The sequence below is a fragment of the Sphingomonas sp. PAMC 26621 genome (assembly GCF_000251145.1).
Taxonomy (GTDB): domain Bacteria; phylum Pseudomonadota; class Alphaproteobacteria; order Sphingomonadales; family Sphingomonadaceae; genus Sphingomonas.
Genome location: NZ_AIDW01000004.1, coordinates 12,718 through 39,590 on the forward strand (window position 1 = coordinate 12,718; position 26,873 = coordinate 39,590).

25 protein-coding genes and 1 tRNA gene are annotated in these 26,873 nt (G+C 67.7%); 12 read left to right on the plus strand and 14 right to left on the minus strand.

What is annotated here, in order from left to right; genetic code table 11:
* Positions 1 to 103 precede the first annotated feature (103 nt).
* Positions 104 to 778 (minus strand): RlmE family RNA methyltransferase, encoded by a 675-nt coding sequence (locus RI03_RS01310; protein ID WP_010161408.1) that lies wholly within the window; start codon positions 776 to 778, stop codon positions 104 to 106.
* Positions 775 to 1,863: a Ppx/GppA phosphatase family protein gene (locus RI03_RS01315; protein WP_010161407.1), complete on the minus strand. Its 1,089-nt coding sequence runs from the start codon at positions 1,861 to 1,863 to the stop codon at positions 775 to 777. Before RI03_RS01315 ends, RI03_RS01310 begins: the two co-directional genes overlap by 4 nt.
* A gap of 283 nt (positions 1,864 to 2,146) precedes the next feature.
* Between RI03_RS01315 and RI03_RS01320 the strand changes: the two genes are divergently transcribed.
* A complete protein-coding gene (locus RI03_RS01320; RefSeq protein ID WP_010214640.1) occupies positions 2,147 to 3,196 on the plus strand; it encodes a glycosyltransferase 61 family protein in 1,050 nt (349 codons plus the stop codon).
* Positions 3,197 to 3,284: 88 nt separating this feature from the next.
* A tRNA-Gln gene (locus RI03_RS01325) sits at positions 3,285 to 3,358 on the plus strand.
* Positions 3,359 to 3,392: 34 nt separating this feature from the next.
* Here the strand turns inward: RI03_RS01325 and RI03_RS01330 are convergent.
* From RI03_RS01330 to RI03_RS01345, 4 genes are all read right to left on the minus strand, one after another.
* Entirely contained in the window at positions 3,393 to 4,451 is a 1,059-nt protein-coding gene (locus tag RI03_RS01330) for a glycosyltransferase family 2 protein (protein WP_010214641.1), read from the minus strand.
* Between the two features lie 197 nt (positions 4,452 to 4,648).
* Positions 4,649 to 5,284, minus strand: coding sequence for a heme exporter protein CcmB (locus RI03_RS01335; RefSeq protein WP_010214642.1), 636 nt, complete (start codon positions 5,282 to 5,284; stop codon positions 4,649 to 4,651).
* Positions 5,278 to 5,874: a heme ABC exporter ATP-binding protein CcmA gene (gene ccmA / locus RI03_RS01340; protein ID WP_010214643.1), complete on the minus strand. Its 597-nt coding sequence runs from the start codon at positions 5,872 to 5,874 to the stop codon at positions 5,278 to 5,280. Before ccmA ends, RI03_RS01335 begins: the two co-directional genes overlap by 7 nt.
* Complete coding sequence (locus RI03_RS01345) at positions 5,871 to 6,278, minus strand: metallopeptidase family protein (RefSeq protein WP_010214644.1); 408 nt, start codon at positions 6,276 to 6,278, stop codon at positions 5,871 to 5,873. Before RI03_RS01345 ends, ccmA begins: the two co-directional genes overlap by 4 nt.
* A 51-nt stretch (positions 6,279 to 6,329) precedes the next feature.
* Here RI03_RS01345 and RI03_RS01350 point away from each other — a divergent pair, with 51 nt between their 5' ends.
* Positions 6,330 to 6,623 carry a 4a-hydroxytetrahydrobiopterin dehydratase gene (locus RI03_RS01350; protein ID WP_010214646.1) on the plus strand — a complete coding sequence of 98 codons (294 nt, stop codon included), beginning with the start codon at positions 6,330 to 6,332 and terminating at the stop codon, positions 6,621 to 6,623.
* Between the two features lie 11 nt (positions 6,624 to 6,634).
* Here RI03_RS01350 and RI03_RS01355 read toward each other — a convergent pair whose 3' ends face one another.
* Both RI03_RS01355 and RI03_RS01360 read right to left on the minus strand, forming a co-directional pair.
* Complete coding sequence (locus tag RI03_RS01355) at positions 6,635 to 7,999, minus strand: PepSY-associated TM helix domain-containing protein (protein ID WP_010214647.1); 1,365 nt, start codon at positions 7,997 to 7,999, stop codon at positions 6,635 to 6,637.
* A 188-nt stretch (positions 8,000 to 8,187) separates the two neighbouring features.
* Positions 8,188 to 8,613 (minus strand): DUF2946 family protein, encoded by a 426-nt coding sequence (locus RI03_RS01360; protein ID WP_010214648.1) that lies wholly within the window; start codon positions 8,611 to 8,613, stop codon positions 8,188 to 8,190.
* Between the two features lie 98 nt (positions 8,614 to 8,711).
* Between RI03_RS01360 and RI03_RS01365 the strand changes: the two genes are divergently transcribed.
* Entirely contained in the window at positions 8,712 to 9,185 is a 474-nt protein-coding gene (locus tag RI03_RS01365) for a GFA family protein (RefSeq protein WP_010214649.1), read from the plus strand.
* A 165-nt stretch (positions 9,186 to 9,350) separates the two neighbouring features.
* On the opposite strand, the gene RI03_RS01370 is transcribed toward RI03_RS01365, so the two are convergent.
* Positions 9,351 to 10,124, minus strand: a complete 774-nt coding sequence (locus RI03_RS01370; RefSeq protein WP_010214651.1) for a FadR/GntR family transcriptional regulator — start codon at positions 10,122 to 10,124, stop codon at positions 9,351 to 9,353.
* Between the two features lie 91 nt (positions 10,125 to 10,215).
* Here RI03_RS01370 and manD point away from each other — a divergent pair, with 91 nt between their 5' ends.
* From manD to RI03_RS01385, 3 genes are read left to right on the plus strand one after another with little or no spacing between them, the layout of a single operon-like run.
* The gene (gene manD, locus RI03_RS01375; RefSeq protein ID WP_010214652.1) at positions 10,216 to 11,424 is read left to right on the plus strand and encodes a D-mannonate dehydratase ManD; all 1,209 of its coding nucleotides are present in this window, start codon (positions 10,216 to 10,218) and stop codon (positions 11,422 to 11,424) included.
* Between the two features lie 37 nt (positions 11,425 to 11,461).
* Positions 11,462 to 12,721, plus strand: a complete 1,260-nt coding sequence (locus tag RI03_RS01380) for an MFS transporter (protein ID WP_010214653.1) — start codon at positions 11,462 to 11,464, stop codon at positions 12,719 to 12,721.
* A complete protein-coding gene (locus tag RI03_RS01385) occupies positions 12,718 to 15,111 on the plus strand; it encodes a glycoside hydrolase family 31 protein (RefSeq protein WP_010214655.1) in 2,394 nt (797 codons plus the stop codon). The genes RI03_RS01380 and RI03_RS01385 overlap by 4 nt, the downstream gene beginning before the upstream one ends.
* Before the next feature lie 69 nt (positions 15,112 to 15,180).
* On the opposite strand, the gene RI03_RS01390 is transcribed toward RI03_RS01385, so the two are convergent.
* Together RI03_RS01390 and RI03_RS01395 are read right to left on the minus strand one after the other, a co-directional pair.
* Positions 15,181 to 15,810: an outer membrane protein gene (locus RI03_RS01390; protein ID WP_010214656.1), complete on the minus strand. Its 630-nt coding sequence runs from the start codon at positions 15,808 to 15,810 to the stop codon at positions 15,181 to 15,183.
* Between the two features lie 202 nt (positions 15,811 to 16,012).
* Positions 16,013 to 18,439 carry a TonB-dependent receptor gene (locus RI03_RS01395; RefSeq protein ID WP_010214658.1) on the minus strand — a complete coding sequence of 809 codons (2,427 nt, stop codon included), beginning with the start codon at positions 18,437 to 18,439 and terminating at the stop codon, positions 16,013 to 16,015.
* A 275-nt stretch (positions 18,440 to 18,714) separates the two neighbouring features.
* Here RI03_RS01395 and RI03_RS01400 point away from each other — a divergent pair, with 275 nt between their 5' ends.
* From RI03_RS01400 to RI03_RS01410, 3 genes are all read left to right on the plus strand, one after another.
* Positions 18,715 to 19,914 (plus strand): Y-family DNA polymerase, encoded by a 1,200-nt coding sequence (locus RI03_RS01400; protein WP_138995578.1) that lies wholly within the window; start codon positions 18,715 to 18,717, stop codon positions 19,912 to 19,914.
* Positions 19,915 to 20,002: 88 nt separating this feature from the next.
* A complete protein-coding gene (locus RI03_RS01405) occupies positions 20,003 to 21,454 on the plus strand; it encodes an ATP-binding protein (protein WP_026046353.1) in 1,452 nt (483 codons plus the stop codon).
* Positions 21,455 to 21,565: 111 nt separating this feature from the next.
* The gene (locus RI03_RS01410; RefSeq protein ID WP_010161357.1) at positions 21,566 to 22,303 is read left to right on the plus strand and encodes a hypothetical protein; all 738 of its coding nucleotides are present in this window, start codon (positions 21,566 to 21,568) and stop codon (positions 22,301 to 22,303) included.
* A gap of 35 nt (positions 22,304 to 22,338) precedes the next feature.
* On the opposite strand, the gene RI03_RS01415 is transcribed toward RI03_RS01410, so the two are convergent.
* The 3 genes from RI03_RS01415 to RI03_RS01425 are packed head-to-tail and all read right to left on the minus strand — an operon-like array spanning position 22,339 to position 24,756.
* Complete coding sequence (locus RI03_RS01415; protein WP_010214663.1) at positions 22,339 to 22,761, minus strand: acyl-CoA thioesterase; 423 nt, start codon at positions 22,759 to 22,761, stop codon at positions 22,339 to 22,341.
* A gap of 2 nt (positions 22,762 to 22,763) precedes the next feature.
* A complete protein-coding gene (locus RI03_RS01420) occupies positions 22,764 to 23,537 on the minus strand; it encodes a sulfite exporter TauE/SafE family protein (RefSeq protein ID WP_010161355.1) in 774 nt (257 codons plus the stop codon).
* A 10-nt stretch (positions 23,538 to 23,547) separates the two neighbouring features.
* Positions 23,548 to 24,756 carry an LL-diaminopimelate aminotransferase gene (locus tag RI03_RS01425; protein ID WP_010214664.1) on the minus strand — a complete coding sequence of 403 codons (1,209 nt, stop codon included), beginning with the start codon at positions 24,754 to 24,756 and terminating at the stop codon, positions 23,548 to 23,550.
* Positions 24,757 to 24,838: 82 nt separating this feature from the next.
* On the opposite strand from RI03_RS01425, the gene RI03_RS25030 reads away from it, so the two are divergent.
* Together RI03_RS25030 and RI03_RS01430 are read left to right on the plus strand one after the other, a co-directional pair.
* Positions 24,839 to 24,964: a hypothetical protein gene (locus RI03_RS25030; protein WP_274517548.1), complete on the plus strand. Its 126-nt coding sequence runs from the start codon at positions 24,839 to 24,841 to the stop codon at positions 24,962 to 24,964.
* A gap of 27 nt (positions 24,965 to 24,991) precedes the next feature.
* Entirely contained in the window at positions 24,992 to 26,752 is a 1,761-nt protein-coding gene (locus RI03_RS01430; protein ID WP_010214665.1) for a PHA/PHB synthase family protein, read from the plus strand.
* Positions 26,753 to 26,873: the final 121 nt, after the last annotated feature.

Here is a 26,873-nt window from a genome sequence, read left to right on the forward strand (position 1 = left end):
CGGGTGCTTCCCACCGCCCGTTCGCCCTGAGCGAAGTCGAAGGGCCTTCGCCCCGGATTTCATATTGCGGGTGAACGGCGGCACCGCAAGCATACGGCCGAGGCTAGCCCTCGACCTTCCGCCCCTTGAAACCCTGCGCCACCACATACCATTCCGACGATGCCTTGCGGCTCGCAGGTGGCTTGGCGTGCTTCACCGTGGTGAAGTTGCGCTTCATCTCCGCGACCAGCGCGGTATCCGCGCCGCCCGCGAACACCTTGCCGACGAACGCGCCGCCCGGCTGCAGGACGTCGATCGCGAAATCGAGCGCTGCCTCAACCAGCCCCATCGTGCGCAACGCATCGGTCTGCGGGTGGCCGACGGTGTTCGCCGCCATGTCCGACAGCACCAGATCGGGCGCGCCGCCCAGCGCCGCCATCAGCCGCTCGGGCGCGACATCGTCCATGAAATCGAGCTGGAGGATCTCGACCCCGTCGATCGGATCGACCGGGAGCAGATCGATCCCGACGATCGCCGCCTTGGGCACCTGCCGCCGCACCACCTGTGCCCAGCCACCCGGCGCGATCCCGAGATCGACGACGTGGCGCTTGCCTTTCAGGAAATCGAACCGCTCGTCGAGTTCGGACAATTTGTACGCCGCGCGGCTGCGGAAACCGTCCGCCTTGGCGCGTTTCACATAAGGGTCGTTGAGCTGGCGCTCTAACCAGCGCGTCGATTGCGCGGTGCGCTTGCGCGCGGTCTTCACGCGGACGCGAAGTCCGCCGCCGTCTTTGCTCACGAAGAACTCTCCATCAATCGGCGCAAGATGCCCTCGCGAATGCCGCGGTCGGCAATGCCCAGCCGTTCGGCGGGCCACAAATCCAGGATCGTCTCGAGGATCGCGCAGCCCGCGACCACGAGATCGGCGCGTTCGGTCCCGATGCACGGCAATTGCGCGCGCTGGTTCAGGTCCTTGCTCGCAAGGTCGAGGCTGATCCGCCGCATCGCCGCGGCAGGCACGATCAGCCCGTCGACCTGCGACCGGTCATAATGCGACAGCCCGAGGTGGACGCTCGCGAGCGTCGTCACCGTGCCCGACGTGCCGAGCAACCGTGGCACCGCGATTTCGCGAGGCAGCCGCGCCGCGAACCCGGCCATGCTCTCGGCCACCAGCGACCGCATCCGCGCATAGGCCGCGGCGCGCCCCTCGGGGCCGCCATCCGCGCCCGGGGGGCCGTGCCCCGCGCTCTCCGTCAGCGAGACGACGCCCCACGGCGTGCTGTGCCAGTCGAGCACGCGTGGGGCCTCCCCGCGCGTATCGACCAGCACCAGTTCGGTCGACCCGCCGCCGATGTCGAACACCAGCGCGGGATCGTCGCCCGGCTCGATCAGCGCATGGCACCCCAGCACGGCGAGGCGCGCCTCTTCCTCGGCGGAGATGATGTCGAGCAGGATTCCCGTCTCGGCATAGGCGCGCGCGATGAAGTCCGCGCCATTCTCGGCGCGGCGACAGGCTTCGGTCGCGACCGCGCGCGACAGCGTGACGTTGCGACGCTTGAGCTTTTCCGCGCAGATCTTGAGCGCGACGATCGTGCGGTCGATCGCGGCGTCGCTCAGCCGCCCCGATTTGGCAAGGCCTTCGCCCAGCCGGACGATCCGCGAAAACGCATCGACCACCGCAAAGCCGTCGCCTTGCGGCCGCGCGATCAGCAGCCGACAATTGTTGGTGCCGAGATCGAGCGCGGCGAAATGCCGGGAATCGCGACCCCGCGGCGCGGTGCTTGCCGGATTGCCGCCGGGCTTCCTGCCCTTGGCTGGCTTGCCACGGACCTCGCGGCCGTGGGTCGGCGCCGAACGGGCAGGGCGGGCCTGCCGGACCGGCATATCGGGTGGAACATCCCCCATGCCGTTAAAACTCGCTTATTCTGTTCTGCCGTCGCGGCGTGCGCGGATCCGCGCGCCGTTCGGTGCTTTGAGGTAACGCTAGCGCAGCGATGGCGTTGCAGCAAGCGACGCGACACGGCGGTGACGCGCGGAATCGTCCCCCCGCCTGTCCCATCGGGGCAGAGTCGTACCGTCCTTTCCCCAAAACACCGGGTGCGAAAGTCGCGCGCGCGGTCTATGTCGCACGACCAGCGCCCGACCCTGCCGAAAGATCGCATCGTTCATGATCTCCTTCCAACCGCTGATCGCCCGCGCCCGCCGGAAGCTGCTGCACGGCCAGCCGCTCGAGGCTGTCGCGGACAGAACCGAAACCTGGGCACCGGGGTCGACCTCCGAATATCGCCCGATCATCCAGTTGCCCGACGAGGGCGAGCGGATCATCGCATTCGAGAAGCCGTCGGCGAAGGACGAATATATCCGCTTCTGCAGCAGCGGGGCACTGACGCATAAACCGACGATCGCGCATCATTACAAGCGCGCGACGATCGCCGACGGGATGGTCTTCGCCAACGGGTCGATGAAGGCGTTCAACAATCATCCCGGGCGCAGTCCGGTAATGCGGCGCGGCGTCGGAGAGCATCTGCGCGATCAGATCTTGGCCACCAGCTGGGTGACCGAGACCTATTTCGGCCATTGGGTAACCGACGGGCTCGCGCTCGAACTGCTCGCCCAGGATCGCCCGGAAACCGCGCTCGGCGTGGCGCGCAAGCCGTGGGTCCATGAGCCGGGATATCGCGCGCTGGTCGACCTGCAGTTGCACCGGACCGCATTCGCCGAGGTCGAGGGGCTTTGGGTCGTCAACGACGAGTCGCTCAACCAGCGGCGGACGGATCGATTCCGCACGCTCCGCGAGCGGATCCGCGCAGGCGCGACGAACGACCGCAGCGGCCCCCCGGTCTTCATCCTGCGCGATGGCGGCGCGGCGCGGCCGCTGCTCAACCAGCAGGCGCTCGCGGATTTCCTGGCGCGGCGCGGCTTCACGATCCTTTCGCCCGAGGCGGAAACCGTCGACGGCCTCGTCGCCGCCTTCCGCAACGCGCCGCTGGTGGTGTCGGTCGAGGGATCGGCGTTGTGCCATCCGGTCATGGCGATGCCCGAAGGCGGGACGATCCTCGCGATCCAGCCGCCGCGCCGGGTGACGTGCATCCAGAAGAACAATACCGATTGGGCGGGACTGCGGATGGCGCATACCGTTGCGGACGATTCAGGCACCGGGTTCACGCTCGGCGAGGACCGGCTGATGCGCATCCTCGACCTGATCGATCGTTCGTGATTTCCGGGAAAGCCGATTAAGTCGCACCCCCGCGCGCCGAAACGGCTTGACCCTCGGAATGCGCGGCCTTAGAGCGCACGCCTGCTGATGCCCCGTCGTCTAATGGTAAGACTGCGGTTTCTGATACCGCCTATTGAGGTTCGAATCCTCACGGGGCATCCAGCCATCCCCCCCCCCATCGCAGCGCGCCATCGGTTCACAACCGCCGCGTCCAGTTGACCGCCCGTCGCCAGAACAGCGAGCGACCCGATTGCGCGCGCGCCACGCGCATCTGCGCAAGCGCCATGTCCCGCGGCGCGAAAGCTAAGAACAGCAGCCAGCTCAGTCGACCGATGCCGCCCGCCCATCCGTCCGTCCGCAGCAACAGCAACCAGTTCAGCGCCGCAGCGATGGCCTTTCGCCGGCTGTCGTCCGGCAGCGGGCGATCCGTGGCGAAGCGCAACACCAGGATACGACTCTCCAACTGGTGAAAGCTCGACAACAATGGGCGGCGGACGGCAATACCCCGGTGCGCGGCAACGCGCAGGAAGGCGTCCTCAAGTGCGCTTTCGAACCTGAGCCAGCGAACGGCCGCCGCGATATCCCAGGCACCGGCCGCCGACGCCCATTGGTTGCGACCATGCACGCGGTAGGCCCCGAGCGGGACCGCCAACGACCGAACGTTGCCGAACAAGGGCGCCAATTTGTTCAGATAGCCGTCGGGCGATCGGTAGATCTTGGTGTCGTCCAGCGGCAACACCGCATCCAGATACTGCCGGCGGTACAGATTGCCGGTCGATACGGTCCAGGCATACCAGCCGGACAGCAGCGATTGGCGGCGCACTTCGGCGGGCGTGAACGCCGCACTGAAATACGGGAACGCCATCGCCTGGCTGACCCCTTGTGGATCGATCGTTTCGAGCTGGAACTGGATCTTGACGTCGCCCGGCATCAGGTTTCGCAGCGCGGTCGAGATACAGGTCGGATGGAGCAGGTCGTCCGCGTCGAGGAACAGGACAGCGTTTCCCCGCGCGCGCGCGTAACCGGTATTCAGCGCCGCCGAATGCCCCCTGTTCGGACAGTAGAGCGCCTCGACCGCGGAACCGTAGGATTCTATGATATGGCGCGACCCGTCGCTGGATCCGTCATCGACGACGACGGTCTGGATCGCGGGATGATCCTGCGCGAGCGCGCTATCGATCGCGGTCGCAAGATACGCCGCATAATTATAGTTGATGATAACGATGGTTACGAGGTCTTGATCTTCCGGTGTCACTATAGTGTCTATAGTGGTCATCAAGAAAGTTCGCCTATGGTAGCTGCTTGTGAACAGTACGAACGGGCACACGGAATGTATCAGTAGCGCTTGCCAAAATTATAACGGCTCTGGAAAGATTGCAACTCGAATACTGGACCGATCCGATCCAGCTTGATCATCCGGCCGCAGCGATCGTCTTGGCGGAAAGCCGCGGCTTACTCCATTCCCGCGCGCATCGCCGCCGCCGCGACGAACGGCGCGCCCGCGAGCAACAGCAGGCTGACCGCGCCGAGCAGCTTGAGCGCGCCCATTCCGCCCTCGATCGAGCCCGCGCCGAAGATCAGCAGCGGGACCGCAAGCGGCAGCATCACCAACCCGGCGACCGAGCCCGCGCCGCGCAACCCCGTCACCAGCGCGGACGTCGCGACCGCGAGTGCCGCCAGCCCCGGGGTACCGATCAGCAACCCGAGCTCGACCGCGGCGAGCGTCGCGGCGGGCAGGCCGAGCAAGCCAGCGGCAAGGACCGCGGCGAGCATCAGCGGCGGCCCGAAGCCGAGCCAGTGCGCGACGATCTTGGCCGCCGCGACCGCCGACAGGCTCACCCCGCGCACCGCAAGCTGATCGATAACGCCGCTGTCGAGGTCGGGGCCGACCAGCCGCTCGACCGGCATCAGCGCGGCGAGCAGCGCGGCGGCCCAGATGACGCCCCCTCCGATGCGCGCGAGCAGCACGGTATCTGGCCCGACCGCGAAGGGGAACAGGATCGTGACGAGCAGGAAGAAGGCGACCGCATTGACGATTCCGCCGCTTGCCCAGCCGATCCGCAGGTCGCGCGCGATCAACGTCAGCATGACAGGTCTATCGGCTGCGCGGCGGGGAGTGCGAGCGGCTGGTGAGTCGCGACCAGCGCGATCCCGCCCGCCGCGCGATGCCGCGCGACCAGCCGTTCGAGCATCGTGACGCTGGCGACGTCCAGCCCATTGGCGGGTTCGTCGAGCAGCCACAGCGTCGCGCCGCTGGCGACGACGCGCGCCAGCGCGGCGCGGCGGCGCTGACCGGTCGAGAGCAGCCGGACCGGGACTTCGGCGATCGCTGCGAGATCGACGTCCGCCAGCGCGCGCAGCGCCCGGTCGCGCGCCGCGGCGGTGTCGGGATCGAGCGAGGCCCAGAAGGCGAGCGCATCGATCAGCCGCCGCGCGGGGTCGAGCGCATGCGCCTCCGCGAGCAACGCGCGCGTCGCGGGATGCGTCACGGTTCCGGCGGCCGGGCGGAGCAACCCCGCCGCGATCCGGAGCAAGCTCGACTTGCCGACCCCGTTCGGCCCCGACACGAGCCCAGCGTCGCCAGGCGCAAGCGCGAAGGACAGCGCCTCGAACAGCCGCCGCCCGCCGCGCACGCAGCTGACCCCCGAAAAGGCGAAGGCGGCGGGGTGGTCGCTCACCGGTCCGACGCCGCCGCTTCCAGCGCGTGCATGTCGGCATCCGAAAGCCCGAAATGATGCCCGATCTCGTGGATCGTGACATGCGCGACCAGCGCGGTCAGCCCGACGCCGGTCGCGATCCATTCGTCGAGGATCGCGCGGCGGTAGAGGTGGATCCGGTCGGGCAGCGTCCCTGAATCCATCGACGATTTCTCGCCCACCGGGCGGCCGTGATAGACCCCCGACAGGTCGAACGGATCCTCGATCCCGAGCGCATCGAGCGTCTCGTCGTCGGCGAACTCCTCGACGATCAGCACGACGTCGCCGAGATGCGCGCGGAATTCGGGCGGGAGCCCGGCGATCGTCGCCCGCGCGATCGATTCGATCGTGTCGGCATCGGGCGGGAGTTGATCGGTCTGCGCCATGCGCTAAGTCTTACGGCGATGGCGCGCCTTGCGCCAGCGGGAGAGCATTAGGTGACGGTGGAGCCGCTGAACGACGAAGACCGGGCCGCCGCGCTCGATGCGCTCGACGAATGGGATTATGACGAATCGCGCGATGCGATCACGCGGCGCTTCACCTTCGCCGATTTCAGCGAGGCGTTCGCGTTCATGACGCGTGTCGCGTTCCTTGCGGAAAAGGCGGATCATCATCCCGAATGGTCGAACGTTTGGAATCGCGTCGACATCGCGCTGACCACGCACGACGCGGGCGGGCTGTCGCACAAGGACGTCGCGATGGCGGAGGCGATCGAGGCGCTGATGGTGTAAGGGCGCGCGCGCTACACTCGCGACAGCCCCAGCCACTTCCTCGGACTGCGGAGGTTGCGCAGCACCAGCCGTTCGACCGCGAGCACCAGCAGAAGGGTCGCGCCGAACAGCGGCATGGACAGGCCGAGCGCGACGATGCCGCCGATCAGCACCGGTCCATAACGCGGGCGCTTGAGCGGGATCGGCGCGCCGAGCAACCCGACCGGGCGCCGGCGCCACCACAGCACCGCGCCCGACCCGGCGAGCAGCGCGAGCAGCAGCGCGGTCAGCGTCCCCGCGATCTGGTTGGCGAGCCCGAACAGCGCGCCCTCGTGCGCCGCGATGCCATAACCGATCAGCCGGTCGATCCAGTGGCGCTCGGCAAAGTCGCTGCGGTGGAGGATCTGCCCGGTCGCCCCGTCGATCGTCGCCTCGGCGCGCAAGGGGCGGTCGGCGGCGTCGGACGAGACCTTCCACGGCGCGCCGGGCGTCTTGGGGGGCGCTACCAGCACCGGCGGCGCGAGCGCGAGCGGCCGCGCCGCGAGCACGACCCGGGAAAGGTCGCCCCCGGGGGGCGCGGCGGGGCTTCGTTGCGCCATCATCCCGGCCATCCCGGCCATCCCCATATGGTCCGCATGCAGGTCGGCGGCGGGATCGGGCTTGGGGGGCTTGCCCCCGATCGTCCAGTCGACCGGCCCGTTGCTCGTCCCCGTCAGCGCGCGGATCTCGACCAGATAGCTGCCCCAAACGTTCGCCCAGGGCAGTCCTGTCACGATCAGCCCGATCGCGAACAGCGATACCCAGATCCCGGCCGTCGCATGAAGATCGCGCCAGAACAGCCGCTTGCCGCCGCGAAGGCGCGGATACAGCACCCCGCCGAGCCCCCGCCGCGCGCGTGGCCACCACAGGTACAGCCCGGTCAGCAGCATCGTCACCGCCCAGCACGCGGCGATCTCGACGATACTGCTCCCGATCGTCCCCGCGAGCAGTTCGCCGTGGAGTCGGGAGAGCAACGGGAACAGCCGGGTCGCCTCGGGGGCGACGTGCAACACCGCCAGTGTCGCGGGGTCGACATAGACGCGCGTGTCCACGCCACCGCTGGTGACGATGACGCGCACGGCGTGGCCCGGCGCATCGGGCTGCACGTAGCTCCGCAGGCTAGCCCCCGGCACCGCGCGAAGCGCCGCATCGACCTGCGCATCGGGCGATCGCGCGGGCGCGCTGGTCGCGAGGTGGTCGAACCGCTGGTCGAGCCAGGCTTCCACCTGCGGCCGCCACAGGTACAGCGACCCGGTCAGCGCGAGCCACAGGACGAACGGGATGCACAGCAGGCCGGCATAAAAATGCCAGCGCCACACCGTATTGTACCAACGGGTCCCCGGCGCCTGGACGCTCATGGTCTTCTCGCAGGGGCCGACGCCCGCGATCGGGGGACGGCAATCGGCACGGGGCCGGCCGGCGCGGCGAGCGTCACGGCCGCACCGCGAGAGCGGGTACGTTCTGTCATGGGAAATTCCTGTCCGATGCGCGCAAGCGGCGCGCGATCGATCCTCTGGGGCGGGTGGCGGACCCTCCCCGGCAAGGCTCAAGCGACCGCGGGCGGGCCGCGCAACGGCGGGCGCAGGAACGCGCGGCGCGCGATCGGCGCGTTCGGAGCGAACAGGCGCGCGGCCGCGAGCGTCGCGGCGACCGCGATCGCCAGCAGGACGAGGTCGATCCCGCCGAAGCTCGGCGCGGTCAGCCCCGCGAAGGCACAGGGGACATCGGGTTTTGCCGGGGCCTGGTCATGCCCCTTGCGATGCGGCGACAGCGCAGGGTCCGCCATTCCAGGCATGACGCCCGCGCGCTCGGGCGCCGTCGCCATTCCCGGGCACAGCACCACCGCGATCCCACTCGCGGTCCGCTCCGGCATGAAACCCGCGGGCACGATCGCCTTCATCAGCACCGCCGCCGCAATCACCATCCAGGTGGCAAGCGCGTTGCGTCGCAAGAGGATACGGAGCGGACCCATCGCGTTTGCGCTAGCCTGCGAAGGACTCGCTGTCACTTGGACAAACCGCCCGACCACCGGGCGTGCCACCGAATGCAGGTTGGTGCGTTGGGGGTGCCATGACCGATTTCGCTCTCCCGCTCGATGGCGGCTGCTTTTGCGGCACGATCCGGTACCGGATCGACCAGCCGCCCTTGTTCACCATGGCGTGCCACTGCACCGACTGCCAGCAGATGACCGCGTCGGCGTTCTCGCTCGGGCTTGCGGTCGCGAAGGACGGGTTCACCGTTACGTCCGACACGCCCCCGCTCGCACTCGACAAGCAGGCGGAATCGGGGGCGACCTCGACCCGCTACGTCTGCCCCGAGTGCGCGGGCTGGACGCATACGACGACGACCGGATCACCCGACAGCGTGATCGTCCGCCCGTCGTCGCTGGACGATCCCACCTGGGTCCGCCCGATCGCGGAAATCTTCACGCGGTCGGCACTCCCCTGGGCGCGGCTGTCGACGGCGTTCAGCTACGAGACCGAGTTCGAGGATCCATCGCCGATCGTCGCGGCGTTCAAGACGAGCGACATCCGGCCGGCATGATCACAGCTAGTTCTTTGAATTACCGGCGTCGCCCTGAACGTGTTTCAGGGTCCACCGTGCCGCAACCCCGGTCGATGGTCGTTGCACGGTGGATGCTGAAACACGTTCAGCATGACGGCGGGATGGGGCGGAGCAGAACGGACAATTAAACGCCCGCCGTTTCCATCACGCGATCCCACTGTACCGCTGCCGCGTCGCGGCGACCGTCGCGCGGGCCTGTTCGATCGCCTGTTCGACCGCCTCGCTCTCGGTCGCCTGCAACAGCGAATCGATCACGCGGCGCAGATGGTCGCGCATTGCGTTGCGCGCGGCGTGCGGGTTGCGCTGGCGTAAAGCGGCGAGGATCGCATTGTGCTCGCCCGCGCGCGGCTTGATCCCGGCACGGCGGACCTTGTCCGACAGCAACCGATATTGCGGCGAACGGTCGCGCGCGGCCCAAAGCGAATCGACCGCTGCGACGAGCGCGCTGTTCTGCGTCGCCTCGGCGATACCGAGATGGAAGCGCCGGTCGATCTCCTCCGACCGCTCGACGTCGCGCTCGTTCTCGAGCTCCATCGCGTCGATCATCGCGGCGAGCGCGCTGACCCCGGCATCGTCGATCAGCGTCGCGGCAAGCGCGCAGGTCTCGCCCTCGATCAGCGCGCGTGCCTCGAGGATCTCGAACGGACCGAACCCGCTAGTGTCCGCCTGCGCGCGCGATGGCGTGAGCGCGGCGACATAGACGCCGGAGCCGGTGCGCACCTCGACCAGTCCGTCGAGCTCGAGCGCGAGGATCGCCTCGCGCACGGTCGGCCGCGACACGCCGGTGGAGGCGGCGATGTCGCGTTCCGACGGCAGCCGCCCGCCCAGCGGATACACGCCTTCGGCGATACGCGCGGCAAGCGTTCGCGCGACTTGTGCGTACAGGCGATTGCCCTCTTCGCGTGGCTGAACCGCCATGCGACAACTCCTCAAAAATTGGTCAGGCCAATATAGACACGCCGGATCGGCTCTGCTAGCGTAACCCCAACGACGGAGAGGACAAGTCGAGATGCGCATTCGCGAAGCCCGCGTGATCGTGACCAGCCCGGGTCGCAATTTCGTGACCCTGAAGATCGTGACCGACGAGGGCGTCTACGGAATCGGCGACGCGACCCTCAACGGGCGCGAGAAGGCGGTGGTCAGCTATCTGGAAGATCACGTCTGCCCGTTGCTGATCGGTCGCGATGCGCGCCGGATCGAGGACATCTGGCAATTGCTGTACCGGGGTGCCTATTGGCGGCGCGGCCCGGTGACGATGCGCGCGATCGCCGCGGTCGACGTCGCCTTGTGGGACATCAAGGGCAAGGCGCTCGGCGCGCCGGTCTACGACCTGCTCGGCGGCAAGAGCCGGGATGGCGTGATGGTCTATGGTCATGCCAATGGCGCGGACATCGCGCACACCAGCGACGAGGTCGCGCGCTATATCGACCTCGGCTATCACGCGATCCGCGCGCAGAGCGGCGTCCCCGGGCTCGACAAGCCGTACGGCGTGTCGACCGACAAGCTGTTCTACGAACCCGCCGATGCCGCGCTCGCGAGCGAGACGATCTGGTCGACACCCGAATATCTGCGCCACACGCCGAAACTGTTCGATGCGCTGCGCTCCAAGTTCGGCGACACCCCGCTGCTGCTCCACGACGCGCACCACCGGCTGACCCCGCAGGAAGCCGCCAAGCTCGCCAAGTCGCTCGAACCCTATGACCTGTTCTGGCTCGAGGATGCGACCCCGGCCGAAAACCAGGAAGCGTTCAAGCTGATCCGCCAGCACAGCACCACGCCGCTCGCGGTCGGCGAGGTGTTCAACACCTTGTGGGACTGCAAGGACCTGATCCAGAACCAGTTGATCGATTACATCCGCGCGACGATCGTGGGGGCGGGCGGGATCACGCATCTGCGCCGGATCGCCGATTTCGCGGCGATCTGGCAGGTCCGCACCGGCTGCCACGGCGCGACCGACCTGTCGCCGGTGACGATGGGCGCGTCGCTGCATTTCCAGAGCTGGGTCCCCAATTTCGGGATCCAGGAATATATGCGGCACACCCCCGAGACCGACGCGGTCTTCCCGCATGCCTATACGTTCGAGGCGGGGATGCTCCATCCGGGCGACGCGCCGGGCCACGGCGTCGATATCGACGAGACCGAGGCCGCGAAATATCCGTACGATCCGCGCCAGTTGCCGATCGCGCGGCTGCGCGACGGCACGATGTGGAACTGGTGAGCGCCCCCTCCGCCATCGGCGGTCGGCGGAGCGGCGGGTGAAGCTCCGCGGGCTGCGCTGGTGGATCGTGGGGCTCGTCTCGCTCGGGACGATCCTCAACTATCTCGCGCGCAACTCGCTCGGCGTGCTCGCGCCGCAACTCAAGACCGAGCTGCATTTCTCGACCGAGCAGTACAGCTACATCGTCGGCGCGTTCCAGCTCGCCTATACGGTGATGCAGCCGGTGTGCGGCTATATCGTCGATTCGGTCGGGTTACGCATCGGCTTCGCGCTGTTCGCGATCGCCTGGTCGGTCGCGAACATGCTCCACGCCTTTGCCGGGGGCTGGCAGGGGCTCGCCTTCTTCCGCGGGCTGCTCGGGTTGAGCGAGGCGGCGGCGATTCCGTCGGGCATGAAGACGATCGCCGAATGGTTTCCCGCGCGCAGCCGTTCGGTCGCGACCGGGTGGTTCAACGCGGGGACGTCGCTCGGCGCGGTGCTCGCGCCGCCGGTCGTGATCGGGATCAGCGCGCTGTATGACTGGCGGATGGCGTTCATCGTCACCGGCGCGCTCGGGCTGGTGTGGGCGGCGCTGTGGTACGCCTTCTACCGCTCCCCCGCCGACCATTTCGCGATCACCCCCGAGGAACAGGCACTGATCGCGGCGGACCGCCCGGCGGTGGTTCCGGGGAAGGTTTCGGCCAAGGCGATTCTCCGCACCCGGCGCTTCTGGGCGATCGCACTGCCGCGGTTCCTCGCCGAACCCGCGTGGCAGACGTTCAGCTTCTGGATCCCGCTGTATCTCGTGACCGAGCGTGGGATGGACCTCAAGCAGATCGCGCTGTTCGCGTGGTTGCCGTTTCTCGCCGCCGATCTCGGGGGGATCCTCGGCGGATATCTCTCGCCGTTCCTGATGAAGCGCGCCGGGATGAAGCTGATTCCGTCGCGGGTCGCGGGGATCGCGATCGGCGCGGTGCTGATGATCGCGCCGGGGTGCATCGGGCTGGCGTCGGGGCCGATGGTCGCGATCGCGCTGTTCTGCGTCGGCGGGTTTGCGCACCAGATGATCTCGGTGCTGATCAACACGCTGTCCGCCGATGTCTTCACCCCCGAGGAGGTCGGCACCGCCAATGGCTTCGTCGGGATGGCGGGGTGGACCGGCGGGCTGCTGTTCTCGCTCGCGATCGGGCAGTTGGCGGATACGATCGGCTATGGCCCGTTGTTCGCGTGCCTCGCGGTGTTCGATCTGGTCGGGGCTGGGGTGCTGATCCTGACGATCGGGCGGCTCGCGATTTCCGAGAAAAAGGTGCTGGCATGAGACGCGCGACGCTTTCCGCTCCCCCGCTGTTCGCGGTCGCCGAGCGCGAGCCCGGGCGCGTGACGCTCCGCGCGGATAGCGGGCAGGTCGCGCATGTGTTCGTGCTCGAGGAGGATGTGGTCCGGCTGCTGCTGCTCGCCGATGGCACCGTCACCAGCATGCCGAGCTGGGCAATCGCGCCGGGGGCCGAGGATATCGCCGAACCCGGGCGCGACCGGATGGCGACCGATGGCTTTGCCTTGCCCGACTTCGCACTGACCGAGACGCCCGGGCAGCTCGTGATCGAGACCGCGCGGATCCGGCTGACGGTCGCGCTCGACGGCTTCCGCTGCGTCTGGGAACAACGCGTCGGCGGCGGCTGGCGGACGATGGCGGCGGATCGCCCGACGCAGGCCTACGACTTCGGCTGGTGGGACGGGCGCACCTATCATTATGTCGCGCGCCAGCCGGGCGAGCGCCACTATGGCCTCGGCGAGCGCGCGGGCGCGATGGACCGCAGCGGGCGGCGCTTCCGGCTGAACAGCGTCGATCCGATGGGGTATGACGCCGAGACGTCGGACCCGCTGTACAAGACGATCCCGTACATCCTGACCGCGCAGGACGACGGCGTTAGCCACGGCGCATTCTACGATACGCTCGCGCGCGTCACCTTCGACTTCGGGCGGGAAATGGACAATTACCATGGGCCGTATCGGCACATGGTGGCGGAAAGCGGCGATCTCGACCTGTACATGATCGCTGGCCCCGATCCGGCGGCGGTGACGCGGCGCTTCACCTGGCTGACCGGCAAGCCCGCGATGCCGCCGCGCTGGTCGCTCGGCTATTCGGGGTCGACGATGACCTACACCGACGCGCCCGATGCACAGGTGCGGATGGCCGAGTTCATCACCGGCCTCGAGACGCATGATATCGGCTGCGGCTCGTTCCATCTGTCGTCGGGCTACACGTCGATCGGCGACACGCGCTACGTGTTCCACTGGAACCGCGACAAATTCCCGGATCCTTCGGGTTTCGCGGCGAGCTATGCGGCGGCAGGCGTCCGGCTGGTCGCGAACATCAAACCCGCGATGCTGCTCGATCATCCGCGCATCGCCGAAGTCCGCGACGCCGGGCTGCTCGTCGCGGACTCGGACGGCGTGCCGACCGAGGCGCAATTCTGGGACGCGCCGGGGGTCTATCTCGATTTCACCAACCCCGCGACCGCCGCCTGGTGGCGCGGACAGGTGACGACCGCGTTGCTCGACCGCGGCATCGCGGCGACGTGGAACGACAATAACGAATATGAAGTGTGGGACGCGCGCGCACGAATCCACGGTTTCGGGGCGCCGCGCCCCGCCGCCGATGCGCTTCCGCTCCAGGCGCTGCTGATGATGCGCGCGTCGCGCGCGGCGCAGGTCGCGCATGAGCCGGGCGTCCGGCCCTATGTCGTCACACGGTCGGGGATGGCGGGGCTCCAGCGCTACGGGCAGACCTGGTCGGGCGACAATCGCACCGAATGGAAGACGCTGCGGTACAATCTCAAGATGGGGCTGGGGCTAGCGCTGTCGGGGGTGTCGAACAGCGGGCATGACGTCGGCGGCTTCTCCGGCCCCGCGCCCGATGCCGAACTGCTGGTGCGCTGGGTCCAGGCAGGCGTACTGATGCCGCGCTTCAGCATCCATAGCTGGAACGACGACCGCACCGTCAACGAACCGTGGATGCACGCCGATGCGCTCCCCGCGATCCGGCGGCTGATGGCGCTGCGGCAGACGCTGATCCCGTTCTTCAACGACCTGCTGCACCGCTATGCGCGCGATTATGCGCCGGTGCTGCGGCCCGTGTGGCTCGATCATCCCGAGGATGCGGGCGCGTGGGTCGATGGCGACGATCACATGATCGGGCGCGACGTGCTCGCGGCGATCGTGGTCGAGCCTGGCGCAACGACTCGCCGCGTGCGGTTGCCGGGGCAGGGGCACTGGTATGACGTGTGGACCGGCGCGGTGCTCGACGGCGGCGGGGCGCATGACGTGCCCGCACCGCTCGATGGCCCGCCGCCGCTGTTCGCGCGCGCGGGGTCGGCGATGCTGGTCGATCTTGCGGCGGGCGGGTTCCGCGCCGGTGTGCCGGAGCTTGGGGTCTGGCTGTTCCCTCCGGTCGGGGCGGGGGCGTTCGACTGGGACGGGTATGACGACGATGGCGAAAGCGCCGGGAGCGAGCCGCAGGTCTGGCGGATCGAAGGCGTGGCGACCGCCAAGACCATCACCCTCAAAGTGACATCACACGGCCCCGCATCATCGGCAAACACGATCTCGATCGTCCTGCCCGTCACCGAAACCCGCGAGACCGTGATCGAAGGCGGCACGGCCGAACGCCAGGCGGGCAATCGTCCGATCTACCGGGTCACGCTGTAACCGCTCGAGCCACGAAAAAGGGCGCGCCCATCGCTGGGCGCGCCCCTCTCTGCCGGAACGGCGGTTCGCTTACTTGAAGCGAACGCCGATGCCGCCCATGATCCGCTGACGCGAGGTGTGGTCGTTATACTGCGAGTACACATACTGTGCGTTCGCATAGACCGGCAGGCGGCCTTCGACGACCGTGTACTCGACGCCGCCGCCGACCTGGTAGCCGGTCGTGTTGACGTGATCGTAGAACGACTGCTGGCCTGCTGCCGTCGTGTCGAAGCGCTTGCGCTGCTCGTTCGTGACCCAGCCGCCCTTGCCGAAGACGAGCGCGCGCGGCGTGACGAGGTAACCCGCACGGACGCCGACGCCGAACTCTTCGAATGACTTGTGGCAGACCGTCCCGTTGCTGACGCCGGTGCAATTCTCATTGCCGCCGTCTGCGTTCCAGTAGGTCGCTTCCGGGCCGACGACGATCCGCTGGCCGATCATGCCGTCGAAGCCGATCGTCGCGCCGTAGCCGAACTTGTCGTTGTGCTGGCCCTGCGACTGGAAGCGATCGCCACCGGCGTTGCCTTCGAGGCGAAAGCCGCGGAACGACGTGTTCGACGTGTTCGCGGTCTCTGCCGACGTGGTCGTCACGTCCTGGGCCGATGCGGCGCCAGCCGTGAATGCCGCTGCAGCGGCTGCTACGATCAGAAATTTGCGCATGTGTGTTCTCCGTTGAGGTCCGCCAAACCCGTCAGGACACAAAGCGATCCGCGCAAAATCGACCTTTGCCGGAACCTGTTGCATTGCAGCAACAGCGGGTGTGGGCGGTGGCGGCGATTAAGGAGATGTTCAGGAATCGCCAATGAAAAGAACGCGGCAGGTCTCCCGCCGCGCTCTCAGGGCAATTAACCATGCGGGATCGTCAGTATTTGACCCCGAGCCGCACGCCGAAGTAGCGTTGCGCATCGCGCGGCACCTGCAATCGCGCATAGGACAAGGCGCTGACACCATTGCCCGCGGGCGTGACGAAGCTGGTGTAATATTTGTCGGTCAGGTTCTTGCCGATCAGCGCGACTTCATACCGACCGTCTCGGGTGGCGAAGGTGAGGTTCGCATCGACAAGGGCATAGGGTGCCTGTTGCGCGAGCGGGGTCTGGTCGAGGTCGAAATTGATCCGGCTCGAATAGGCGATCGCCGAACCCAGCCGGACGGTGAACGGCAGCACATCGTCGACCGGCAGTTTCCAGTCGCCGCCGATGTTGAACTTGTGCTTCGGCGCGAACGGCAGCGGCTTGCCATTGTGCGCGACGCAGGTCGCGAGCTGCGCGGGGGTGAGCGTCGCCGCGTTACAGCGGAATTCGCGGATCGTCCCCTCGTTATAGGTGTAGCCGCCGTTGAACGAGATCCGGTCGGTCGGGCGCCAGCTGAAATCCATCTCGACCCCGCGCGAGCGGACGCGCCCCGCGTTGGTGAGCGTGACGAAGGTCTGCGGCGGGATGGTGACGAAGCTGTTCGCCTGGAAATTGTCGAGCACCTGGCTGTAGAGCGCCAGGTTGAGCGTCAGCCGCCGGTCGAACAGCTTGGTCTTCGCGCCCAGTTCGAACGCGTTGCTCGTCTCGGGCGAGATCGCGCCGGTGTTGTTCGCAGTGATCGAGTAGAACACATTGAGCGCCGGCCCCTTATACCCGCGCGAATAGGTGCCGTAGAGCATCACGTCGCGGGTCGCCTGGAACTGGACGCCCGCCTTGCCCGAAACGCCGTTCGCGCTGGTGCGCTCGGCGAAGGTGAAGGGGCCCTGGATGCCGGGGCGCAGCGCGGCGGCGACCCCGGCGGGGGTGTTGGTGCGCGCATAATCGTAGGACACGGTGTCATGCGTGTAGCGGATCCCGCCGATCAGCTTGAACGCCTCGCTGACGTTGACGGTCGCCTGCGCGAACCCCGCCTGGCTGCGGAACCGCGTGTTCCACGCGGCGGGGCCGGTCGCGGTGGTAAAGGTGCTGACGCCGGGCGCAGTGCTGCACGGGCGGAAGCCGGTCGCGTCGATCGGCAGCGTCGAGGCCGAGCAGAAGGTGTCGGAGCGCGTGAACGTGTCATGCTCCTTGGTCCACCAGAAGAACCCGCCTGCGACATATTCGATCAGCTGGCCGGTCGGCGAGGCGATCCGGACTTCCTGGCTATACTGGTTGAAATCGAGCGCACCGTCGTCGCGCTGGTCGATGTTCTGCGTCGCGGCATTGGGCGTGGTGGCGGAGGCGGCGGCGACATATTGCCCGCTCTGCGACCCGAAATCGCCGTCGCGCAGCTGGCGGTTCTTCCAGTTGCGATAGGCGGTGATCGAGGTCAGCGTGTGATCGCCGAGCTTGAGGTCGATCGTCGCGGAGCCGCCGGTGTTGGTGTCGGTCGTGCCCGGGCCGAAATTGTTGTTGATGTCGCGGTTGCCGAAGCGCGGGACGACCGCGCCTTGCTGCGGCAGGAAGATGTTGCTGAACTGCGCGTTTGGGATGGTGGTGCCGAGCACGTCGCCGCAGCAATCGTCGTTGGCATGCGAATAATCCGCCGCGAGCGTGACGGTCAGGTCGCCGAAGTCGCCGCGAACCTTGCCCTTGATCCCCCAGCGCTTGTAGCCGTTGACGATCTTGTCGTTGTACACGTTGCGCGCGTTGCCGTTATAATAGCCGTAATAGCCGCCGATCCGCGCGGCGATGTTCTGGCTGAGCGGGCCCGACAGGTTGGCGGTCGCGCGGACTTCGTTCTTGTCGAAATAGGCGACCGAGGCGTCGGCGGCGAGCACGCTGCTCGGCGCCCGCGTCACGATGTTGAGCGCGCCCGCCGAGGCGTTCTTGCCGAACAGCGTGCCCTGTGGCCCGCGCAGCACTTCGATCCGGTCGATGTCGGCGAAATCCTGCGTCGCCATGCCGGAGCGGCCGTAGACGACGCCGTCGATGATCGTCGACACGCTCGGCTCGGCGCCAGAGGCGAAGGACTGCGTCCCGATCCCGCGGATCGCGATCGTCGAATTGACGTTGGCGGTGCCGCGCTTGAAGGTCAGCGACGGGACGAGCCGGTCGAGCGTCTCCGCGCTGTTGACGTTGCCGCTGCGCAAGGCTTCCGCGCCGACGACGCTGATCGCGACGGGGACGGTCTGGAGGTTTTCCGAACGGCGTTGCGCGGTGACGACGATGTCGTCGCTTGGCACCGGCTGCGCGACGGTCTGTTCGGTGCTTGGCGCCTGCACGGGCGGCGTCGCGGTGGGTGCGGTCTGCGCCTGCGCGGCGGCGGCCATCAGCGCCGTCGCGAGCGCGGCAGCAGCGGTTGCGAGGTGAAGGCGCGAGCGTGCGGTGGTGTTCATGTGTCTGTCCTCCCCGGAAGCATATGCGGACTTTTGCCCGTCGGATTGCCGTCGATTGGATCTGTTAGACCAGAGCGTCGGCAAATCTGTCAAGTGGTTTGACCAGTTTTGTGACAACGGTGTCTAAGGTTAGACCCGCCGTCATGCTTAGCTTGCGAACGACCCGAACTTGACCCCTCCGCCGATCTGAACGATACGGAACATAGGACGAACACTGAGTCAGAGTCGGTCGCGTCGCGACCCCGTTGGCGCGCTTTGGCTGGTGGAGTGGAACTGTGACCAAACAAGTTTCCGCGCGAGCGGCGCGCCGGGCCGTTGCGGCGGTGGCGGAACCCGAGCGGCGGTATCTCGCTTTGTGGTTCCCCTTCCTGTCGAGCGACCGGGCGCGGCGTGCCCCGGGCGACGCCGGGCCTACGCACGCGCCGCTGGTGCTGGTGGCGCGGGAGGGCGGGACGATCCGCGTCAGCGCGGTCGATTCGCGTGCGCAGGCGCATGGGGTCGCGCCCGGGATGCCGGTTGCGGCGGCGCAGGCGCTCGTGCCCGACCTTGCGATCCACGACGTAGCGCCCGAGGCGGACCAGGACTGGATCGAGCGGATCGCCGATCTGTGCGAGCGCTACACGCCGATGGTCGCGCTCGACGAATCGGACGGGATCACGCTCGACCTGACCGAATGCGCGGAAACGTTCGGCGGCGAGGACGCGCTGCTGACGGACCTCGAAACGCGTCTGGGCCATTGGAGCGACGACATCCGTCACGGGCTTGCCGGCACCCCCGCTGCCGCGCAGGCGCTCGCCCGCTTCCGGACGATACCCGCCGCGAACGCGGCGGCGGCGTTGCGGCGGCTCGACGTCGCGGCGCTGCGACTGCCCGCGGATACGTTGGCGACGCTCCGCGACGCCAAGGTGAAGACGATCGGCGACCTCGCCGCGTGTCCCGCCGCCGCGATCGCCGAGCATTTCGGCGAGGATACCGCCGAGGCGCTCGAACGGCTGTTCGGGACCGACGACGATGGCCTCGATCCGCGGCGTCGCCTGCCCGCGCTCACCTTCGAACGCGGCTTCGCGGCCCCGATCACGCGGATCAGACCGCTCCACGCTGCGATCACCGCGCTCGCGGCTGAGGCGACCGCGGTGCTGGAAGCGCGGCACCAGGGCGGGCGGCGGTTCTGCATCCGGCTGTTCCACAGCGACGGCACCGTCCGCACGCTTGCGATCAAGACCGCGCTCCCGGTGCGCGATCCCGCGCTGCTCGTCCGGCTGTTCCGCGAACGGATCGCCGCGCTCGCCGATCCGCTCGATCTGCGGACGGGGTGCGATCTGATCCGGTTCGCGCTGCCGCGGGTCGAACCGCTCGCGCCGACGCAACTGCGGCTCGAGGGCGGTGTCGCCGACGCCCCGGGGGAGCGCACGCGAATCCGTCGCTCGGCCGCGAACGACGGTGCGCTTCCGGAACAGGGCGTGCTCGGGCTTTGACCGCCCGCACGGCGCGCGGCGTCGAATTCCGCCCCCGGACCCGTCACCGCGCTTGCTCATGCCCCCCGGCATCGGCCATTGGACGGCCATGACATTTCAAGTCGACATGGGGCTCGACACGGGCGGGCGGTCGGTACCGATCGATCTCGAGGAATTGCTGGCGACACGACTGCTGGTCCAGGGCAATTCCGGCTCGGGAAAGTCGCATCTGCTGCGCCGACTGCTCGAACGCAGCGCGGGGCAGGTCCAGCAGATCATCATCGACCCCGAGGGCGATTTCGTCACGCTCGCCGACGCCTACGGCCATATCGCGATTTCGGCGGCGGATTATTCGGTCGGCGAGATCGCGCGGTTCGGCACGCGGATCCGCGAGCATCGCTCGTCGGTGGTGCTCGATCTCGAAGGACTCGAAATGGAGGGGCAGATGCGCTGCGCCGCCGCCTTCCTCTCCGCGCTGTTCGATGCGCCGCGCGAGCATTGGTTCCCGGCGCTCGTCGTGGTCGACGAGGCGCAGGTGTTCGCGCCGTCGATGGGTGCGGAAGTGAGCGAAGAGGTCCGGCGCGCGTCGCTCGGCGCGATGACCAATTTGATGTGTCGCGGGCGCAAGCGCGGGCTTGCCGGGATCATCGCGACGCAGCGGCTGGCGAAGCTCGCCAAGAACGTTGCGGCGGAAGCCTCCAACTTCCTGATGGGGCGCACCTTCCTCGACATCGACATGGCGCGCGCGGCGGACCTGCTCGGCATGGAGCGGCGCCAGGCCGAACAGATCCGCGATCTCCCGCGCGGCACCTTCCTCGCGCTCGGGCCGGCGGTCAGCCGCCGTCCGGTGTCGATCAAGGTCGGTTCGGTCGAGACCGGGTCGCGCGGTGGCGGGCCGGTGCTGACGCCGCTCCCGCAGGCCCCGACCGGCGAGATGAAGCAGTTGCTGCTGCTCGGTCTCGAGGAACCGATGCCGATGCCCGCGCCCCCGCCGCGCCCCGCACCCGCCGCCAAGGTGATCGACCGGATCGCGGCGGACTCGATCCCCGATCCCGTTCCCGAAGTGCCGCGCCACACCGACGAGGAGCTCGCCGCGGTCGTCCGTGACGTGCTGTCCGCGATCGTCGAGGATCCGGATTCGACCGCTCGGCCCGCGGCGATCCTGTACCAGGATTTCCAGGTGCGCTGCCGGATGGTCGGCGTGTCGCCCGCGCCGCTCGATCCCTCGGGCTTCGCGCGGCGGCTGGCGGCGGCGCGTGCGGGCATCCTCGACGGGCTCGACGGCGACTGGGCCGAGGCGATCGCGACCGCGCACGAACTTCCCGACGAGATGCTCGGCGCGTTCCTGCTCGTGGCGAAGGCGGCGCGCGAGGGGCTGCCCTGCCCGAGCGATGCCGAGATCGCGCAGACTTATGGCACTAGTTCGCTCGGGCGCGCGCGGCGCGTGCTCAGCTATATCGAGGGGCGCAACCTGTTCGTCACGCGGATCGACCTTGCGGGGAAGCGTTCGGTGACGATCCCGACGCTCGGCTGGACGACGCAAAGCGCCGATGCGGGTTGACGGGGCCAGGCCGCGCATGTCGGATGAAATCGCCGTCATGCGGACGGACGGGCCTTTGAATCGCCCCGATTATCGTGCAGCGCGCCAAAACGCGCTCTGGGCACCGTATTGATGGCATCCTCGTCTTATCGTTCTTCCAATGATCGCGGCCGGGCGCGCGGGATCATCCTTGCGCTGGTCGTCGAGGGTCTGGTCGCGTTGTTGCTGTTGCAGCTCGGGACCGGCGTCTTCACGCCGCCCAAGCCGCAACGCGAGCTCAAGACCTTCGAGGTCCCGCCCGATGCCCCCGCGATCGGCCCCAAGCCGACGCAGCGCACCCGCACGCCGACCAAGCAGAAACAGGCGACCAGCACGACCTCGCCCGCGCCCCCGCCGCCGGTCGCGCCGCCGCCCGTCGTCACGCCGGTGCGCCCGAAGTTCATCGAGCTGAGCCACGACGAATTCGCCGCGTCCGACATCGGCAAGATCCCGTCGAGCAAGGGGTCGGGCGATTCCGAGGGAACCGGCAAGGACAGCGTCGCGGCATATGGTCCCGGGCAGGGACCGGGCGGGGCGGCACTTTATAACGCCGAATGGTATCGCGAGCCGACCCGCGCCGAACTGGCGACCTATCTGCCCGCCGGGGTGCAGAGCGGCTACGGGTTGATCGCGTGCAAGACGATCGAGGATTATCACGTCGAGAATTGCCGCTCGCTGGGCGAATCGCCTCCGGGATCGGGCCTGTCGCGCGCGTTGCGGCTGGCCGCGTGGCAGTTCCGCGTGCGCCCGCCGCGGATCGGGGGGAAACCGATGATCGGGGCGTGGGTCAGGATCCGCTTCGACCTGACGGTCGGGGTGAAGGACAACTGAGGTCTCGTGCTCCTGCGTTCGCAGGAGAACCGATCCTACCCCGGGATCCGCTCCAGGAACCCGCGCACGTCGTCGGCGATCCTCACCGCCTTGCCCGTCGGCAGGTGGACGTTGACCACCGTCATCGCGATCACGGTGTGCAATTCGCCCGTCTCCGCGTGGCACAGCTCGAACGTCTGGGTCAGGCTCGACCCGCCGATCCGGTTGATCCGCACGAACGCCTCGACCGTATCGCCGAGCACGAACGGTTTGAGAAAATCGATCGCGGTATGCCGCACGTGGAATTCGGTCTCGTGCCACGCCGCGCCCAGCGCATCGCCGATCCCGGTCCATTCCCAGAATTCGGTGACCGCAACGTCGGCATATTCGAGATAGCGCGAGTTGAAGACGACCTTCTGCCCGTCGATCTCGGCGTAGCGCACGCGGAACCGCGTCGAAAAGGCGAACCCGTCCCGCATCTTCAGAACAGCAACTTGATGCCGACGATCGCCAGCACGACCGCGAGGATCGGGCTCAGCACGCGGTCCGACACGCGCGTCGCGATCAGGCTGCCGACGATGATTCCGGGGATCGACCCGATCAGCAGCGAGACGAGCAACGCCCCGTCGACCGAACCGAGGATCCAGTGCCCGATCCCGCCGAGCAGCGTCAGCGGCACCGCGTGCGCGATGTCCGATCCGACCAGCCGGTTGATCGGCAGCGTCGGGTAGAGGATCAGCAGCGCGGTCATCCCGAGCGCGCCCGCGCCGACCGACGTCAGCGACACCAGCACCCCCAGCACCGCGCCGAGCAGCACGGTCAGCCGCGCCTGTCGACCGGGCGACACCGCGCCGAGCCGCTGCCCCAGCGCCGCGACGATCCGTTTGCGCAACAGCGTCGCGATTCCCGACAGCAGCAGCGTGATGCCGAGCACGACCGAAATGACGTGCCCGGTATTGGCGGACCGCTCGCCTTCGTAATGCAGCGCGACGAGCGTGAGCAGCGCGGCGGGCACGCTGCCGGCCGCGAGCCGCCCGACCACGCGCCAGTCGACCGTTCCGCGCCAGCCATGGACGGTCGTCCCGACCGTCTTGGTCGCGGAGGCATAGAGCAGGTCGGTGCCGACCGCGGTCGCCGGGTGGAAGCCGAAGGCGAGCACGAGCAGCGGCGTCATCAGCGAGCCGCCGCCGACCCCGGTCAAGCCGACGACGAGGCCGACGAGCACGCCCGCCATCGAATACAGGGGATTGATCATCCGGCTTGGGTCAACCGGCCTTGGCGCTTGGCGTGTTGACGCCCATCGACTGGAGATACTTCTTCACGTTGCGCGCGGCCTGCCGCAATCGCTGTTCGTTCTCGACCATCGCGATGCGCACAAAGCCTTCTCCGTTCTCGCCATAGCCAACCCCTGGCGCAACCGCGACGTTGGCGCTTGTCAGCAATTGTTTGGAGAACTCAAGGCTACCTAGGTGCGCGAGCGCGGGCGGGAGCGGCGCCCAGGCGAACATCGACGCGCGCGGGGCGGGGATCTCCCATCCGGCGCGGCCGAAGCTCTCGACCAGTACGTCGCGGCGCTTGTGGTAGAGGATGCGGTTCGCCTCGACGATATCCTGCGGCCCGTTGAGCGCGGCGCACGCCGCCGCCTGGATCGGGGTGAATGCGCCATAATCAAGATACGACTTCACCCGCGACATGGCGGCGATCAGTTTCGCGTTGCCGACCGCGAAGCCGATCCGCCAGCCCGCCATCGAATAGGTCTTGCTGAGCGACGTGAATTCGACCGCGATGTCCTTGGCGCCGGGCACCTGCAGGATCGAGGGCGTCGGGTTGCCGTCGTAATAAAGCTCGGAATAAGCGAGGTCGGAGAGGATCCAGACCTGGTTCTCCTTCGCCCACGCCACGAGCCGTTCGTAGAAGGCGAGGTCGACCGCTTCGGCGGTCGGGTTCGACGGATAGTTGACGACCAGCACCGACGGGCGCGGGACGGTGAACGCCATCGCGCGTTCGAGCGATTCGAAATAGGCTTCGTCGGGCGTGGTCGGGACCGCGCGGATCGTCGCGCCCGCGATGATGAAGCCGAAGGTGTGGATCGGATAGGACGGGTTGGGCGCGAGCACGACATCGCCCGGCGCGGTGATCGCGGTCGCCAGGCTCGCCAGCCCTTCCTTCGAGCCCATCGTCACGACCACCTCGGTCTCGGGATCGAGATCGACGCCGAAGCGGCGGCCGTAGTAATTGGCTTGTGCCTTGCGCAGCCCGGGAATGCCCCTGGACTGGGAGTAGCCGTGCGCGTCGGGCTTGCGCGCGACCTCGATCAGTTTCTCGATGACGTGCGGCGGCGGGGGCAGGTCGGGGTTGCCCATGCCGAGATCGATGATGTCCTCGCCGCTCGCCCGCGCCGCCGCGCGCATCGCGTTCACTTCCGCGATCACGTACGGTGGCAGGCGTTTGATGCGATAGAAATCGTCGGACATTGCGCGGAACCCGGCTTGAGGAGACCGATCCTTACGCCAATCGCACGCGCTTCGTCACCCCAGAGCTGTCGTGGCTGGTTGCGTGGCCGAATTCCTCCCCCCGTGGGGGCTGTCGCGCGCCGGGGGAGCGGCGCGGGAACTTCCCAATGCGGCCAAGCGGTTGATCGTCCGTGCGATCCGGCATGACGCCGCCGCGCCCGCACGATAGAAGAGCGCAAACAGGATCGAGGATGCCATGGCCGATTCGGATACCACCACGCCGACCGGCACCGCGCCGCCCCCTTCCGCACCCAGCCTTGCCGACATGCAGCACTGGACCTGGGTGCTCGGGCGGGCGCAGCAGATGCTGCTCGAACAGGGCATGGCGACGATGACCGCGAACACCGCATTGTTCCCCGCCATCCCCGGCTTCACCGACCCGGCGACGCTCGCACGGACGCGCGATTTCTGGAGCGAGAGCCTGTCGCTGTGGCAACGGATGCTCGACCCGGCGAAGCCCGCGCCCCGCGCCGAATCGCCCGACCATGCGCGCGACAAGCGGTTCAAGGACCCGCGCTGGCACAACGACCCGGTGTTCGACTTCATCCGGCAAAGCTATTTCCTCGTCGCCGACACAATGCTCGCACAGGTCGAGGCGGTCGAGGGCATCGACGACAAGCAGCGCGAGCAGATGCGCTTTACCGCGCGCGGGTTCCTCGATGCGATGAGCCCGACCAATTTCCCCGGCACCAACCCCGAGGTGATCGCGCGGACGATCGAGACGCGGGGCGAGAACCTGCTCAAGGGCCTGCACAACATGCTCGCCGATCTCGGCAAGGGGCAGTTGACGCACACCGACCAGAGCGCGTTCGAGCTCGGCCGCAACATCGCGATGACACCGGGCAAGGTCGTCCACCGCACGGATTTGTACGAGCTGATCCAGTACAACCCGACGACCGAGACCGTGCTGGCCGCCCCGCTGGTCATCTTTCCGCCGTGGATCAACCGCTTCTACATCCTAGATCTGAGTCCTGAAAAGAGCTTCATCCGCTGGGCGGTGGAGCAGGGGATCACGGTGTTCATGGTCTCGTGGCGCTCGGCTGACAAGACGATGAAACATGTCGTGTGGGACGATTATATCGCCGCGCAGATCGACGCGGTCGACACGATCCGCGCGGTGCTCGACGTTCCGGCGGTTCATACGATCGGCTATTGCGTCGCGGGGACGACGCTGGCGGCGACGCTCGCGATCCTCACCGCGCGCGGCGAGGCGGACAAGGTGGCGAGCGCGACCTTCTTTACCGCGCAGGTCGATTTCGAGAAGGCAGGCGAGCTGCTCCATTTCGTTGCGGACGACCAGCTCGCGCTGATCCGCTCGCTGACGCGGGACGGGTTTCTCGACGGGCGGTATATGGCGGCGGTGTTCAACCAGCTGCGCGGGCGTGACCTGATCTGGAACTACGTCACCAACAACTATTTGCTCGGCAAGGATTATGCGCCGTTCGACCTGCTCCACTGGAACGGCGACACGACCAACCTGCCCGCGGCGTGGCACATCGCCTATCTGACCGACCTGTACCGCGACAATCGCCTCGCCAGGCCCGGCGAGATGCAGGCGCTGGGGACGCCGATCGACCTGTCGACCGTGGCGACCCCGGCCTATATTCAGGCGGGGCGCGAGGATCATATCGCGCCCGCGGAGAGCGTGTGGGCGATGATGCATCACTTCATCGGGCCGAAGCGGTTCGTGCTCGCGGGCTCGGGACATATCGCCGGCGTGGTCAACCCGCCGTCCGCGCAGAAATACCAATATTGGCTCAACCCGGGCGAGACCGAACGGTTCGAGGATTTCGTCGCGGGCGCGACCGAGACCAAGGGGAGCTGGTGGCCGGACTGGCGCGAGTGGCTCCGGGCGATGGGGGAAGAACAGGTCGCCGCGACGGGCGCGCGGCTTCCCGGGGAGGGCGCGCTGTCCGCTTTGGAGGATGCTCCGGGACTCTACGTACGCGCGAGATAACGGCGATTTATCAATAATTTCGCTAAACTGGATTTTGATGTTGCGGTGCAACATAGGTATTGTTCCAGGCTACTTTTGCTGCTATATTGCGCCGCAGCAAAAGTAGCTCAGGAGAAGCCCG